Source organism: Balneolales bacterium ANBcel1, from assembly GCA_029688905.1.
Taxonomy (GTDB): domain Bacteria; phylum Bacteroidota; class Rhodothermia; order Balneolales; family Natronogracilivirgulaceae; genus SLLW01.
The window spans coordinates 120,349-135,522 of record JARULB010000002.1 but is presented as its reverse complement, the minus strand read 5'-3'; the positions used below and the strand labels follow the sequence as shown (position 1 = coordinate 135,522).

The 15,174-nt window shown below is 49.8% G+C and carries 11 protein-coding genes; 3 read left to right on the top strand and 8 right to left on the bottom strand.

Going from position 1 to position 15,174, the window contains the following annotated elements:
- Nucleotides 1–24: 24 nt before the first annotated feature.
- From QA596_02775 to QA596_02765, 3 genes are all read right to left on the bottom strand, one after another.
- On the bottom strand, nucleotides 25–1,479 hold the full coding sequence (locus tag QA596_02775; protein MDG5766376.1) for a M20 family peptidase: 1,455 nt from the start codon (nucleotides 1,477–1,479) through the stop codon (nucleotides 25–27).
- A 248-nt stretch (nucleotides 1,480–1,727) separates the two neighbouring features.
- A complete protein-coding gene (locus QA596_02770; protein MDG5766375.1) occupies nucleotides 1,728–1,940 on the bottom strand; it encodes a cold-shock protein in 213 nt (70 codons plus the stop codon).
- A gap of 145 nt (nucleotides 1,941–2,085) precedes the next feature.
- Nucleotides 2,086–2,649: a sigma-70 family RNA polymerase sigma factor gene (locus QA596_02765; GenBank protein ID MDG5766374.1), complete on the bottom strand. Its 564-nt coding sequence runs from the start codon at nucleotides 2,647–2,649 to the stop codon at nucleotides 2,086–2,088.
- Nucleotides 2,650–3,039: 390 nt separating this feature from the next.
- Here QA596_02765 and QA596_02760 point away from each other — a divergent pair, with 390 nt between their 5' ends.
- Nucleotides 3,040–3,252 (top strand): hypothetical protein, encoded by a 213-nt coding sequence (locus tag QA596_02760; GenBank protein MDG5766373.1) that lies wholly within the window; start codon nucleotides 3,040–3,042, stop codon nucleotides 3,250–3,252.
- A gap of 201 nt (nucleotides 3,253–3,453) precedes the next feature.
- On the opposite strand, the gene QA596_02755 is transcribed toward QA596_02760, so the two are convergent.
- Complete coding sequence (locus tag QA596_02755) at nucleotides 3,454–3,882, bottom strand: hypothetical protein (protein MDG5766372.1); 429 nt, start codon at nucleotides 3,880–3,882, stop codon at nucleotides 3,454–3,456.
- Between the two features lie 1,104 nt (nucleotides 3,883–4,986).
- On the opposite strand from QA596_02755, the gene QA596_02750 reads away from it, so the two are divergent.
- Complete coding sequence (locus QA596_02750; protein MDG5766371.1) at nucleotides 4,987–6,594, top strand: CHAT domain-containing protein; 1,608 nt, start codon at nucleotides 4,987–4,989, stop codon at nucleotides 6,592–6,594.
- Nucleotides 6,595–6,785: 191 nt separating this feature from the next.
- Here QA596_02750 and QA596_02745 read toward each other — a convergent pair whose 3' ends face one another.
- Both QA596_02745 and QA596_02740 read right to left on the bottom strand, forming a co-directional pair.
- Complete coding sequence (locus QA596_02745) at nucleotides 6,786–7,517, bottom strand: hypothetical protein (GenBank protein ID MDG5766370.1); 732 nt, start codon at nucleotides 7,515–7,517, stop codon at nucleotides 6,786–6,788.
- 27 nt (nucleotides 7,518–7,544) lie between these two features.
- Nucleotides 7,545–8,012, bottom strand: a complete 468-nt coding sequence (locus tag QA596_02740; GenBank protein ID MDG5766369.1) for a response regulator — start codon at nucleotides 8,010–8,012, stop codon at nucleotides 7,545–7,547.
- A 488-nt stretch (nucleotides 8,013–8,500) separates the two neighbouring features.
- On the opposite strand from QA596_02740, the gene QA596_02735 reads away from it, so the two are divergent.
- Nucleotides 8,501–8,650: a hypothetical protein gene (locus tag QA596_02735; protein MDG5766368.1), complete on the top strand. Its 150-nt coding sequence runs from the start codon at nucleotides 8,501–8,503 to the stop codon at nucleotides 8,648–8,650.
- 89 nt (nucleotides 8,651–8,739) lie between these two features.
- Here the strand turns inward: QA596_02735 and QA596_02730 are convergent, their stop codons facing one another.
- Both QA596_02730 and QA596_02725 read right to left on the bottom strand, forming a co-directional pair.
- Nucleotides 8,740–12,432: a vitamin B12-dependent ribonucleotide reductase gene (locus QA596_02730; GenBank protein MDG5766367.1), complete on the bottom strand. Its 3,693-nt coding sequence runs from the start codon at nucleotides 12,430–12,432 to the stop codon at nucleotides 8,740–8,742.
- A gap of 289 nt (nucleotides 12,433–12,721) precedes the next feature.
- Nucleotides 12,722–15,169 (bottom strand): glycoside hydrolase family 127 protein, encoded by a 2,448-nt coding sequence (locus QA596_02725; GenBank protein MDG5766366.1) that lies wholly within the window; start codon nucleotides 15,167–15,169, stop codon nucleotides 12,722–12,724.
- Nucleotides 15,170–15,174: the final 5 nt, after the last annotated feature.

The window sequence follows — 15,174 nt, the reverse complement described above, 5'->3', positions numbered from 1 at the left end:
GAATAGGTTCGATGTTGCGGGTTGTCACGACGAAGCGTTCTCAAGTAACCGTGTATAGAAAAAGATCATTTCATGATAATTGTGTTTGGAAATCCGTTCGTCTGTTCCATGCACGCGATCGAGATCGCTTTCATCCGCCCGCAGCGGAATAAACCGGTAGATATTCTTTGTGAGCCTGGAGTAATGTCTGGCATCCGTGGCGCCGACCATCAATGTGGGTGCAACAACCACTTCCGGAAACACCTCTCTGATGGTTGTTTCGAGCATTCGGTAAGGGGTGCTCTTCACATCCGAAACATGCGACGGGTTGATAGACCCGTGTAGTGGCGTGATGGTGATGCCGGGGTCGTTCACAGTTCGGGTAACATGCTCAATGACGCTATCAATGGTATCGTTCGGATGGATTCGGAAGTTGACAATGGCACGCGCCTGGGTCGGCAGCACATTCTCCTTGACACCGGACTCAAAAATGGTGGTTGCAATGGTGGTGCCGAGTGCGGCTTTGGTCGCGGGCATTTGAGCCAGTTCACGTTTAACCAGACCCCGGAACAGCCACAGATTTGCCATCACCATCCGGAAGAGAAAGGGCAATTGGGGGCCGATCGCCTCCATGGTCCGTTTAACCAGGCCGTCTACCTTACCCTTAATGGGGTTGTTTTCAAGTTTGTGGATGGCTTCACTCAGAACGGCTATGGAGGTGAGTCCCTGGGGAACCGAAGAGTGTCCGCCTTCGGCTGTCGTTGAAATCTCCAGGCTCAGATACCCTTTCTCGGCGACAGCCACCAGAGCCACCGGACTAGCCAGTTGCGGAAGGATGTCATGAACAATCGGAGTACCTTCGTCCAGGAGGAACTCCAGTTGCGTGCCCCTCTCTTCCAGCAGGCGGCCGATTTGAAACGCGCCTTTGTCGCCATCAACCTCTTCGTCGTGACCGAACCCAAGGATGATGGTTCTCTCTGGACTAAAGCCCGTTTCCAGGAGTATTTCAACCGCCTCCATAATTGCCAGGACGCCACCTTGCACGTCCATGGCTCCGCGCCCCCAGATATACCCGTCAGAGATTCTTCCCTCAAACGGGGGATGCAGCCAGTCATCTTCGGTGCCGGGCTCTACCGGAACCACATCGATGTGGCTGGTGAGCATGACCGGCTTCAATTCGGGGTTCTTTCCTTTCCACGTATATAGCAGGCTATAGCCGCTCACAATCTCCTTATCCAGAGTGGCATGGAGATGTGGGAACGATTTCTCCAGGAAGTGGTGCATTTGCAGGAAGGCATCCTCGTTGAAATCTTCCTGATCCTGGGTTGAAATCGTTTGATATCGGATGGCTTTTCCAAGACGTTTGGCGGCTTCGTCAATATCCACCCGTGACGGGATATGCTGCTGTTGTTGTCCGTGATGCCTGGTATACCTCAGTGTTCTTGCAATCAATAATGTGAGAAATAGAACCAGTAAAAGACCAGCAACAGCAAGCATCATAAGTTAACAGTAATGGGAAATGGGCCAAAAAGGAAGAACGCCATCAGAACGTCGATCCTTTTGACAGGCAGGCAAACAGCCAGTGAATGCATTGATATCCGGTTTTGTGAACAGAGTGGCTGTCAAACCGGCATGCAATGACTGCATGAAGTTACATAAACTCAGCGAGAAAATCTCAATTGAGCACCTGCCCACGCTGAACAAAAAACGTGCAGAACACGCAATGTATTCCGCACCGAATATTTTACTCAGACTTTGATTACTTCTTTGGCCTGCAAGCCCTTTTCACTTTCAGCAACAGTGAATTCAACTTTGTCACCTTCGTTCAATACGCGGTAGCCCTCTTCCTGTATTTCACTAAAATGAACAAATAGGTCTTCACCGCTTTCCCGGCTGATAAAGCCATACCCTTTGGCGCCGTTGAACCATTTCACGACACCGGTTTCACGTTCTTCTGACATATGATTCAAAGCTCAATTGGAAAATTAACCATGTTACCAGCATCCAAACTCCATGCCGCATTTTAAGGATAAACGGCTGATATTCGATGCTATCGGTGATTATAACTTTTTCCGGTCAGATACGCAATGGAAATGCAAAAAGTTGTTAAATGTCTGATTTTTGAACACATTGCTGCAGTTGTTGCATGATTCTTGTCTTCAGAGTCCGGGTTTTGGCGTAAGAAAATCCAAAACGTTTGCCGATCGCGGAAAGGTCGACGGGCCGGCTCGAAAAAAAGCTGAGAATAAAGCGGCGGTGTTCATCCGGCAGTTTTTTCAGGCATCGATCGAGCCTCTCCTGCCGCTCTTGATCAATAAGGGTTTGCAGCTGATCGGGAGGTTGCTGCAGCGTCGCCATTTCATCGGCGGAGTCATCATCATTTCTTTTTTCCCGTTTGATGAAGCTCAGGTACTCATTTCGCGAGGCGGTCATCAGGTATTTGAAAACCGACTTGTGGTCGCTGATGCGATCCTCCCGAATTTTATCAAAAACTACAGAAAACGCTTGATACACGCACTCTTCAGCAACTTTTTGCGGAGCATCCATTCTGACGCGTAAATAGAGAATCACCCGGTTCAATAGATCCGGTGCTAGCTGGTCGGCAGTCACTCTGTCATCTCGCAGAATGGCCTCAATCAGGAGCGAAAAGTCTGAAGAAGATTGTTGCAAAGCTCTGTATGCCTATAATTTACAATAAAAAAACCAGTGGCTTAACGTCGCTGTCAGCGCAGCATTGGCGCAGATACAAACCTGAATCATCCCCAACGAACGAAGGGGATACTCATATACAATGAATATGGCGCTACAAAAATAAATCATTTCCTGATTGTTACAATACTCTAATCTGTCTTTTTACAATAAGAAAACTCTGTATTATCGGCATAATATTGAAATAATTAAGGCCTTTGGAGCCAGTATTTTGCAATTATCTCATCTTTTTTAAAAAAAAATGTAACAAATAGGGGTCCGAGTACTCCTATTGGCAAGACATAAAACAAAACCGCCCCTGTGCGGTATCATTTACTCTTGATCACTTCAATACAAAAAACCCCTTACGTCATGAAAAACTTCAAGAACGTTTCTGTCCTCGCAACCATTACATTTGCATTCCTTCTTACCTCCTGCACCGGTATTACCTCCCCCAACCTCAACGAGGCGGATGGCCAAATGAAATTTGATGCGCAAGATTTTCAGGCACAGGATGAAATGATTGAGCAGTATGAGGGCCCCTCAAGTGGTAGAGGTGATGTCATTCGAATCCGCCCTGATTGATACTGCATACTAATATTATTATTTTCGGGTTTCATGTGACTCCCAGTATGAGGTTTCCGTGTGACCCGTACCGTTTTTATATTTTTTTTTAGTTTGCTGGTCGCGTCCGCGGCCAAGGGAATCGAGCTCTCTGATGGTCAGGAAAACACCATCAGAGAGCAGCTTCTTTTTTACGCGAGCGATTTTGAGCAAAGCCACTCGTCAGAGTCCGCCTGGCTCCTGTACCAGGTACTGCAATCCAATACCCGCGCCCGCACCCTGTTTGTGGATATGGTCTTGGGTGATCCGCAAGCCTTTCCCCGATCCTACCGTATTGCAAGATGTGTTGGCCAGCAAACCGGTGAAGGGCATTCTGCCAGAAAGGAATATCCCCGCCGCTTGGTAGAGTGCATCGACAAGCCCACCCTTGCACTCATCTATCTTCACGAACATCAATCCGGGGAACCGGATCGTGCTTCCCTTCTGGCAAGTCTGAATCGAGATGAACTGACCGACAAGGAGCGTTTTCACCTTCACTTTTTGCAGTCCGGTGATATCAATGAGTCCTACTCGCTGCACAGAAGAGACGCAACGCCCCTGGATTTCTACTATTTCGACGCCATCTACGAACAGGACACGGCAAGTACCCATGTACGACAGGAGCTGAACGATTGGTACGAGCAGCGCCTGGATAATTTCAGTCTATCTCGTGCAGAAGATATCGTGCAGTTATTGATCCTGATCAACGGTCACTACCGGCTGCAGCAGGAGGAGCAGGTTTACCGGTTGGCGCAATCCATTTCCCGTTACTCCGAACTGCCCGTGTCTGACCAGTCCATTCGACTACTGCGGTATATATCGTTCTCATCATATTTTCGTGGTTACTATCAATATGACCTGGATCTTAACAGAAACCTCATCCTTCCTCTTTCCAATTACCTCTCATTAAAAGATCAAGTTATAGCTAGATTTGACTTTGGAGCTATACTAATTCAAATCGGCCAGATTCAAGGAGCTGTGGAAACACTGGAGTATGTCTACAATCATTTTGACGTATTTGATGACTATAGGTATCAGGTCGCAATCTTGAACAACCTAGGTATTGCATACTATGATCTTGGCTATTTTGAAAAATATATAGAACTCATATCCAGTTCTCTTGCACATGCTAATAGGTATGACGATGACAACTTCCGTGCTCAGAGCTATATTAATTTATATAATTACTATGCTAGTCTGTCAAATTGGAATAGCGCCAAGGGTCAAATAAAACAAATGCGGGCAATTACCGATCAAATCTCAGATTTAAGCATTCTTGCTAGGATTTATCGAACATTTTCGAGGTATCATTGGCGATTTGAACATGCTTTTGAGCCATCATTGGAGGCTATCAATAAATATATATCGATCGGCAGGGAAACGGGTAATAAAAATTTGATTTTAATTGGGTATTCTGACCTATTTCATTTGTACTACGACTTTGAGTTATTTGACAAAGCGATTGAAGCCGTTCAATTGTTTTTGGATGAGGGAAAATCAGAAGGTGATGATATCATTATTTTACACTCTTATTTGAAATTAGCAGATATCCATTTCTTGATAGGCAACCATGGAAGTGCTACTAGATATGTTAATAAGTTATTAGATCATGATCAGTCAATACTTTCGTTTAGATCTCAAAAGAAACTAAACGAGTTACTGGCCAAAAAACATATTCATAATAACAACACTCAAAAAGCCCTTGACTTGCTTTCAATGAGTGCCAATAAAATAATCGAACGAGTTCGACATACTACCGACCTGCAGTCGGGCCACATGTTTTTCGATTCGTTCTATGCCGGAATTTTCAATTTACTTATAAAACAACTCACAGAGCACAACCGGCATGAAGAGGCCCTTTTCTGGATGGACGAGGTTAAAAATCTCAGCTCTTTCGCCTTTTTCAACAATCCCGCGCTTAAGTCCTCGATTCTTACGGAAAGCGAGCTTACCCACGACTACGCCCTGCGCAACCGCATCGAACGGCTGCGCTCGGAAATGATCCATGCCGAAGGACAACGGCGCTATGAGCTCAACAATCAACTCGTAGAAGCGACCTCACAACAGAATATGCTTCGAAGAAAGGTTCTCCAGCACATTGACCTGGAGCCGTTCAACTTCGCAAAAATCCGCCGGCAGCTGCGCCGCTCCGACATCATTCTCTATTTCAGTCTGTTTGAAGATGATCTGTACGCCTCTACCATCACCTCCGGTTCATTCGATATTCATCATATACCCTTTTCAGAGCAGGAGCTCGAGCGTGTGGACAAGCTGGTGGAGAGCCTGTCAGGTGACCGTATACGACTGAAGGAGCTGGAATGGTTCCGAAGCAAGGTGATTGATGTCCTGAATATTGATGACAGACACAGTAATTACTACGTTATCCCGGACGGATTTCTCTACCACATTCCGCTTGAAATACTGCCACTTAACAGCGTGTCAGGCGACTACAGCTATGGAGAGGCAACCTATTTGATAGAACATGCATCGGTTTCCTATGCCAACTCCCTGAAGGATCTTGAGGCGGCATTCGACCATACTCCGGCAACTGCCCACAGCCTCGATTTTCTCGGATTCGGAATTTCCCATTTCGAGGGCCAGGAAAGCCGGTTGATGACAGGTCGCAACCTCCCCCCGTTGCCGCTCGCTGAACGGGAAGTTACCGAAATTTCAAACCGCCTGGACCGCCTTACCAATAATGTCTATCACCACTCACAGACAAGCACCAAAAATGCCTTCAGGAACTACTCCGGCAAAAGCCGAATTCTCCACCTGGCTTCTCACAGCGAAGTATTTGAAACCGATCCGCTCTACTCTCCAATCTATATGAGTCCGGAGAGGCCGGAAAGTAACCCCGAGGGCAATGCCGAAAGCGGACTCATTTACGCCTATGAACTTTTTGGCATGGATCTTTCCAACGAGATGGTTATGCTGAATTCCTGTGAATCCGGCTCCGGCAATTATATTCAGGGGAGTGGTATCGTCGGATTCAGCCGGGCATTCAACTATGCCGGTGTAAAAAGTCTGGTCATGAATCTCTGGACAATTCGCGACCAATCCGCCTACGAACTTTCGGTCTCGTTTTATGCCAATCTCAATGAGGGAATGGAAAAAAGCGAAGCCATGAGGCAGGCAAAAATCGCCTACATGAACAGTGCAAACAGCAACCCGTCATATTGGGGGTCTTTTGTCATCTATGGAAGCAACGATCCTGTTGTCAAGTCATTCAACTTCTGGCTTGCGGGTATAGCTCTTTTTGCCATCGGACTGCTGACGCTCTTGCTCACCTGGATCAGGCTTCCCGGCATCCATTCCAGGCACTGATTTTCCTTATGAGTATGGCAGATATAAAAACAGGAAGGACATGGTAAGTGTCCTTCCTGTAGATTGCACTGGATATCAAGTAGCGGATGTCAGGCTACTCGTTGATGAATAAAAAACCTTATTGATTCTCTTTGCTGCTTGTCAGATTTGCTTCGCTTCAGAACGGTGCAAGAAACGGCCGTATATAACTTTCAATTCAGAAAACGCTCGGCTTGCCGGCGATACGCACCGTTGAGCTCATAGGTTATCCGGATATGAACCAGCGCCTGTTCCTCCACACCCATGTGCAGATAGGCGTTGCCCAGGAACCAGTGGATCTGTTCTTCCGTCAGAATGTGCAAATCATCGTACTCATCCAGCAGCGACCGGAATACTTCCGAAGCTTTTGCATATTCGTGATGGTTGTAGAGAACGGAGCCTTTGCTGAGCTTCAATTTTATTTCCTGCTCCGCTGACAAATTCAATCCATGGATATCTTCCAGTTTTTCCAGAGCTTTGGCATGTTTGTCGAGCGATGCCATGTTTATGGCCCGCTGCAGCTCATACTCAAAAACGTCCGAAGGTATTGTAGATGACCGAAAGCTGTTGAGTTCAATTTCAGCCAGTGGAGACGGCTCAAAAAACCGGTCCGAGTTGAACATATAGATCATGGATATGATACCCGTGACCATCAGCAGTACGGCAGCCACTCGCCCTATTGTCCGGAGCCAGGAATAATCTGTTTTGCTGTCTGCAATAATGTTTGCAGGTGACTTCTGATCAGATGCCAGCTTTTCCAGATTCACAGAGTTAACCAGGTACTCCATTTGATCCGGATATGAAATGAGATCAACCCAAAGATCATCAATCTGCTCTTCGGTTAGCTCTCCATTTCGGTAGGCATCAATCTGATCCTGAATTTTTTTTAGTTCGCTATTGTCCACCTTGATATACTCCTCTACCCATTGTAATTATGACATTCTGTTTTCCATTACCTGTTCAACGGTATTGATCAGGTCTCTTTTCATGAATGGTTTGAGCAGAAAGGCATCCATTCCTGCTTCCAAACACTGATTTCTCACTTCGGAAGTGCCATTTGCGGTGGCCGCGATGATCGGCACATTCCGGTAGTAGCCTATGTTTCTGATTTCCCTGGCTGCTTCGATCCCGTCGATACCGGCGCCAAGATTTATATCCGTTATAATCAGGTCGTATTTATTATTTGTGGAATTGGTGATCGCTTCATCCCCATCCGCGGCAGGATCCACATCCACGAGATTTTTTAAAAAAGCTTTAACCAGAAAACGAATCTCGTCATCGTCTTCTATGTGCAATGCCTTGATTTTCCGAGCCAGGGGATGATGTTCCGACTCTCTCTGTTTTCTCTTTGCGGGCTGCACTCCGTTTCCAGTCGAATACGAATATGCAATCAGATTCATATTTGTATCGAATTCACTGTTTGAACCTGATGCCCTGACCTTTTGTGCGAGAGAGGTATTCCAGATTTCATTGAACCTGTCACTGTGTGTCACTCCGGGTTCGACACTGGATCTGAACAAGTCTGGTGCATGCCTTTCCATTTAGCGGTACTCCAAAATTAGTGATTATGCTGTTTTGTACCTATAGGAGTACGCATGGCTTTGTTTGTTACAAAAATAATCTTCTTGCCCGCTTTGCAGCCGCTTTGGGCCTGTCACACAGCTGCAATACCCTCTACTGCAGGAAATGCCGGAGCACTTTCCCTGCATACTTTTTTTTCTCTTGAAGCCGCTTCAACCTGAAGAAATAACGTGTCTCACCGGGTTTGATTAAATACCACTTTTTTTGCAACCCTGATTGCAAAAAATCGTACAAATCCTTATCATATGGTTAGAAAAGCGCTTTTATTTCTTTTTGTTCTAACCGCTAATATTTAACGGAGATGCCTATGAAAACTACTGATATGAGCCGCACCAGGCTGTACGAAAAGTTTCACACCTTTGAGAAGTACCACCACGGCTGGTACCACTACCTCCACCGCACAATTCGTGCATGGATTCGGATGATCATCCCCCCCAAATCAAAAACCGCATATTGAGGATTAGCCTCTGAAGAATCCCATTGTTACCAGCAATCTTCGCCCTGGTATTCCCAAAAAGAGAGCCAGGGCGATTGATTGAAAGTTCATCATGAGCAACCCGTTGTGGAGCCGCAAGTAGTGCATTTCAGACAGGTTCCGTTCCGAACCATCGTCAGGCTGCCGCAATCCGAACAGATATCACCGGTAAATCCCATCTCTCTGGCCCTGTCCATTTGATCTGAACGTCGGGAACGCGGCTGTGACGTGCCACCGCTTGCTGCATCACCTGAATGTCCGGAGACAGAGACCGGACCCGGTGTGGTCTCCTCCACGGTCGGATGACCTGTATGCAACTCCGATTTCGCACTGCCGGTTTCAGAAGGACTGTGGAATGAATCGGAATCTGCAGTTTTTGGTGATGTATTCGGTTCATTGCCTGGAGTGTCATCAACCGGTTTGAGTGAACGCTTTTCGATGTGCTCGGATCCGACATGCGCAAGGTCCTCCCTGCCCAGATAGGTAACCGCAAGTTCCCTGAAGATATAGTCTATGACCGAGGTTGTCATCTTGATATGGGGGTTGCCGATAACAGTACCGCTGGGATCAAACTTGGTGAACACAAAGGCATCGACATATTCCTCCAGCGGAACTCCATGCTGGAGCCCCAGAGAGATGGCTATTGCGAAACAGTTGGTCAGGCTTCGGAAAGCGGCACCTTCCCGGTGCATATCGATAAAAATTTCTCCCAGCTGTCCGTTTTCGTACTCTCCGGTACGAAGATACACCGATTGGCCCCCTATTTTGCATTTCTGGGTATAGCCGGCCCTCCTGTGGGGCAGACGCTCCCTTCCGGTAACATATTTGTGGATGATCTTTTCGGCCGTCTTGACCACCTGATCCTGCTGCTGCAGCAACTCCGGCTGCAATGTCTCCTGTTCATCCTCTTCTTCCAGCTCATCCATGATATCGGCCATGGCATTCAGCGGCTGGCTGAGTTTTGATCCGTCGCGGTAGAGTGCGTTGGCCTTGAGCATTTTTTCCCACGACTGCTCATAAACTCTCTGAATATCATCAACCGTCGCCTCGTTGGGCAGGTTAATCGTCTTTGATATGGCCCCGGATATGAACGGCTGTGCCGCTGCCATCATATTAATATGGCCTTCGGCCGTAATATACCGGGTTCCGGTCCGGCCGCATTTATTGGCGCAGTCAAATACCGGCAAGTGTTCCTCCTTCAGGTGAGGAGCACCTTCCACTGTCATCGTACCACACACATAATCGTTCGCCTGCTCAATTTCCCTGCGGGTGAATCCGAGATGCCGGAGCATATCAAACCCCGGGTCGGCAAGTTCATTGTCGCCGATGCCCAGCACGTTTTTGCAGAAAGACTCACCAAGTGTCCAGTGATTGAACGCGAATTTGATATCAAAACTGGAGGGAAGCGCCTTTTCCACCGCCTCGATCTTGTCGTCGGTGAAACCCGCCTCCGCAAGCCGCTCGTGCGTGACCGTGGGACATCCCTTGAGAGAGCCGCGCCCTTTGGCATACCGGACAATCTCTTCGATGCTCTTATTATCGTATCCCAGCTTGCGGAGTGCCTGCGGAACACACTGGTTGATGATCTTGAAATATCCTCCACCGGCCAGCTTCTTGAACTTGACCAATGCAAAATCGGGCTCGATGCCGGTCGTGTCGCAATCCATCACCAGGCCGATGGTCCCTGTCGGCGCGATAACGGTGACCTGCGCATTCCGATATCCGTGTTTTTCGCCAAGGGCCACCGCTCTGTCGGCATCCTGCCGGGCGGCTTTAAGCAAATACTCGGGACAGTAGCGCTCATCTATTCCCGTCGGCTTGATGGTGAGCTCCTCATACTCCGATTCATCGGCATTGTAGGCGGCTCTGCGGTGGTTGCGAAGCACACGAAGCATGTGCTCCCGGTTCTTTTCGTAACCGGGAAACGCCCCAAGCTCTGCCGCCATTTCGCCACTGGTAGCATAGGAGCTCATGTGCATGATCGCAGTGATTGCGCCACAGATCGCATTGGCTTCCCTGCTGTCATACGGAATGCCGTTTACCATCAGCAATGAACCGATATTGGCGTATCCCAGACCAAGGGTACGAAACTTGTAAGACAACTCGGCAATACGCTCCGACGGAAACTGCGCCATCAGAACGGATATTTCCAGCACCACCGTCCACAACCGCGAAGCAAAGCGGAAATCATCCACCAGGAACTGCTGACGCTTCTCATCATAAAACTTCATGAGGTTGAGAGAGGCCAGGTTGCAGGCCGTGTCATCCAGAAACATGTACTCGGAACACGGATTGCTGGCTTTGATCGGACCGTCTTCCGGGCAGGTATGCCATTCGTTGATGGTGTCATGGTACTGCGTCCCCGGATCCGCACAGGACCACGCCGCATACGAAACCTGATCCCAGAGCTCGCGGGCGCTGAGGGTTTTCATCGGTTCCGGCTTGCGTCCCTCGGCAGCTGCCTTTTTGCGTTCCACCCGGCCATACAGATGCCAGTCCTCGTTGTTTTTCAACGCTTTCATGAAGTCGTTTGGAACACGGATGGAATTGTTGGAATTTTGTCCGCTTACCGTATTGTAGGCCTCGGAATTCCAGTCCGTGTCGTACGATTCAAAGACGATATCCTTGTACCCCTGCGCCGCAAGCTGAATGACCCGTTCGATATAATTGACAGATACATTATTGCGTCTGGCCTCCAGAATCTCCTTGCGGAGCCTCTTGTTCTTTTGCGGATCCCGGCTCACCTTTCCGTTGTATTCACGGCCTTCGATTACGACCGGCTCATGGCAGAGCCGGATCACATTGCGGAGATGCTTTTCGCAGATCTTCGAACCGGCAACGATGGAAGCGACCTTTTGCTCTTCCCTGACCTTCCAGTTGATGTATTCCTCGATGTCCGGATGATCCATATCGAGCGTCACCATCTTGGCGGCCCGGCGGGTGGTCCCCCCGGATTTGATGGCGCCGGCGGCCCGGTCGCCGATTTTCAGAAAACTCATGAGGCCGGATGACTTGCCGCCACCGCTGAGTGACTCGCTGTCGCCCCGGATGTCGGAGAAGTTGGTCCCGGTTCCCGACCCGTATTTAAAGAGACGCGCCTCACGGGTCCATAGATCCATGATGCCCCCTTCGTTGACGAGATCGTCGTTCACACTCTGGATAAAACAGGCATGAGGCTGTGGACGGGAATAGGCGTCTTTGGATTTATGTACCTTGCCCGTGCCGGCATCGACATAATAATGTCCCTGGGCAGGCCCATTGATTCCATACGCCCAGTGGAGGCCGGTGTTGAACCACTGTGGACTGTTAGGCGCAGCCATCTGATGCGCCAGCATGTACCTCATTTCATTGTAAAAAGTCCGGGCATCGGTCTCTTCATCAAAATAGCCGTGTTTCCATCCCCAGTAGGTCCATGCTCCCGACAGTCGGTCAAATACCTGTCGGCTGTCGGTCTCCGGTCCGTACCGCTCCTCCGGCTTTAACTCCTTCATGGCAGCGCTGTCCTCTTCCGAACGCTGCAGCCAAACCGGGACACCCTTTTCTTTTACTTTCTTCAACCTGACCGGCACCCCGGCCTTGCGAAAATATTTCTGCGCTATGATATCTGTGGATACCTGTGACCAACCCGACGGCACCTGCACATTTTCCAGCAAAAAAACGATCGAGCCATCCGGATTCCGGATTTCTGATTTCCTGGATTCAAAGTGGATATCCCCGTAGGGATCATTCTGCAGTTTTTTTGTGAAGTGGGCATGGATCTTCATGATGGACGAAGCCTCAGGTTTGTTCTTATCTAATTCGGTGCGGCCGGTCACCCCCGGTCTTTGCAGTCATTTTTATTTATAAATGAGCTTATGATCAACATAAACAACATCTTCCGTGACTGGCGCCGCATTTTGGATTAGTCAAAATATAAACCCTGAAAACCTCGAAAAAAGGCCAACTTTCCCACAACTTTTCAACAGGGCAGGAAGCATATTTCATAAACAGCCCGTTCACATACAAGAAAGGCGAAATGTGAACAAGATGTTGAAAACTTAAGCCGATGACAGGTTACCGCATGAGCCGTACATCATATATCCCGGCTGTGAGCGATCCCTCCCGTGCCTCAAAACGGACGGTATGCACACCGCTGTCATGGCCGGAGACAATCCATCCGGGAATGGCGTACCCTCTGTCGAAGAAGCGATCTCCATCCGTGCCGTCGAGTCGCACTTCGGCAATATGGTGTCCGTTGAAGTAGATGTCGAAATGACGTCCGGAATCACCGCCGTAGTAGGTCAGCCTCAATACATGCGCCTCCAGATCAGGGTCGTTCAGGTCGTAGGAGAACCACCCTTCGGCGTGTCGCCAGTGGCGGTTCTGGTGGATACCGGCTTCGGTTCCCTCTCCCTGGAAATTGTGATCCGATTCGGGCTGCTGCTGACCAGGTGCTACCCGGTCGATGGTTTGAGCCTCAAGCTCAAGGTAAGTCCGCTCACTTTCCGCCAGCTCCTGTCTCAGCTGCGCGGCTTCATCCGAGCTGCCGGTCTGCCAGTACACAATGTAACGGGCGTCGTGCAGCCGGTAAAACGGTATCAGCGACATACCCTGCTCTTCCTGCGGATAAATCAGCTCTGAAATATCGAACCCGAGCGGTTCTCCTTCAAACGGCGTAATTCTTTGCGCCCAGTCGTCGTCATCGATAACCAGCATCGGCATATTTTCGCGGGCATACAGCGGACCATGGGCGATGTGTCCCATCCGGCTGTCATCAGAAACCAGTCCGTCGGTATCGGCGTCTGTGACTTCAGCGGCCAGTACCACCGGGCCGTGCATTACCGCCATGTAGGGACTGCCGTCCGGCAGATATTCGCCGTAGGTTTCCATGGGCAGGTGCACCGTCACTCGATCTCCATCCCGCCAGTCTCTTTCGACACGGAAATAGGAACCGGGACCGCTTTCGCCGCTCACGGCCTCCCCGTTTACTTCCACGGCCATCTCTCCGGCCGCGAGCCAGTCAGGATGGCGGATTTGCAGATCGAAACTTCGGCTGCGGTCCATTTCCAGGCGCAATTCGGTGAGTTCGGATTCGGGATATTCGGTGTTCTGAATCACCCTCACCCCTTTTTCATTCCAGTCGAGCTGCGATGTGATAAAGAGATTGACATACAGGTTCTGTCCGTCGCGGGCGTAGATCAGTTCTCCGTATTTGGTATGATTCTCGATGCCGGAACCGACACAACACCAGAAGGTATGCTCCGGGTTGGAATAGACGCGGTAATGCCCCGGCCGCATGGGAGAAAAATAAACCAGTCCGCCGTGTTCCGGATGCTGGGACGATAAAATATGATTGTACAGTGCCCGCTCGTAATAGTCGAGATATTTCAACTCATTCGTGGTGAAGTAAAGCTGTTTGGCGAGCCGCATCATGTTGTAGGTGTTGCAGGTCTCCGGACCTTCACGCGATTCGAGCATGGAAGAGAAGTCGTCTTTCGGATGGAAATGTTCCATAACCGAGTTTCCTCCGATCGCCACCGAGCGGTGCGTTACCACCGTCTCCCAGAAAAACGCCGCAGCCTGTGACCATGCCGCCGCTTTTTCCTCCGAAATAACCGAAAGCGCCTCTTGGTCTCCCCTTTGCGCGGCCTCCATGACCACTTCCGCAACCCGCTGGAAGCCTATCACCTTGGGGATCTGGGTATTGGCATGCAGGCCGGTCAGCCGGTCTTCTCCCCGCAGCAGCGGATCCAGAATTTCCCGATGGGAGAACTGCCGCGCAAGTTCAAGGTACCGCACATCGCCGGTAATCTCATAGACATCGGCAAACACTTCGTTCATACCTCCGTGCTCCGATATCAGCATCTCCTGGATCTGGTCGTCCGAAAGATCGGCTACCAGGTCCACGGACCAGTCACTCAGCCCGACAAGTACCTCCAGAGCCTGCTCGTTGCCGGTAAACAACCATGCGTCGCGCAGTCCTGCATAGAGCTTGTGGATGTTGTACCAGGGAACCCATCTACCGTTCAGCGAAAAACCCGCGGCATCAATGTTACCGGCTTTTATTTCCGCCCACAGCTCTCTGCTTCCCGGAATACCGCCCACATAGCCGTCGCCGTGTTCGGCCTGGGCGCGTGCCAGTTCGTCGACCATATATTCCAGGCGTTCGCGAGCTTCATCATTTCCCGAGGCCGCAACCATCATGGCCAGTGTGGAGAGATAGTGGCCGGCAGTGTGGCCGTCAAGCCCGGAATTTTCCCAGTTGCCATACCGCTCGGCCCGTGGTTCCAGTCCCGCTTCAGCCAGGAACGGAGCCAACAGGCGGTCCGGCTCATGCGCCAGAACATAGGCGTCATTCAGCTTTTGCGCGTGCAGGAACGGGCCGTCGGTAATACGGACGGATGAAAGTTGAAACGGTGAGCGTTCGGACACAGCGTCCCGCTCCGATCGTTCACAGGCGGAAAAGATGAGGGCGCCGGCCGTCAACAGGACCGGCACCACCCATCGAAAAGGCTGCAACATGTTTA

Coding starts and splice junctions, on each gene's coding strand:
- QA596_02775 (MDG5766376.1), bottom strand. CDS start 1,479: ATGATGCTTGCTGTTGCTGGTCTTTTACTGGTTCTATTTCTCACATTA.
- QA596_02770 (MDG5766375.1), bottom strand. CDS start 1,940: ATGTCAGAAGAACGTGAAACCGGTGTCGTGAAATGGTTCAACGGCGCC.
- QA596_02760 (MDG5766373.1), top strand. CDS start 3,040: ATGAAAAACTTCAAGAACGTTTCTGTCCTCGCAACCATTACATTTGCA.
- QA596_02755 (MDG5766372.1), bottom strand. CDS start 3,882: ATGGGTACTTGCCGTGTCCTGTTCGTAGATGGCGTCGAAATAGTAGAA.
- QA596_02750 (MDG5766371.1), top strand. CDS start 4,987: ATGAGTGCCAATAAAATAATCGAACGAGTTCGACATACTACCGACCTG.
- QA596_02740 (MDG5766369.1), bottom strand. CDS start 8,012: ATGAATCTGATTGCATATTCGTATTCGACTGGAAACGGAGTGCAGCCC.
- QA596_02735 (MDG5766368.1), top strand. CDS start 8,501: ATGAAAACTACTGATATGAGCCGCACCAGGCTGTACGAAAAGTTTCAC.
- QA596_02730 (MDG5766367.1), bottom strand. CDS start 12,432: ATGAAGATCCATGCCCACTTCACAAAAAAACTGCAGAATGATCCCTAC.
- QA596_02725 (MDG5766366.1), bottom strand. CDS start 15,169: ATGTTGCAGCCTTTTCGATGGGTGGTGCCGGTCCTGTTGACGGCCGGC.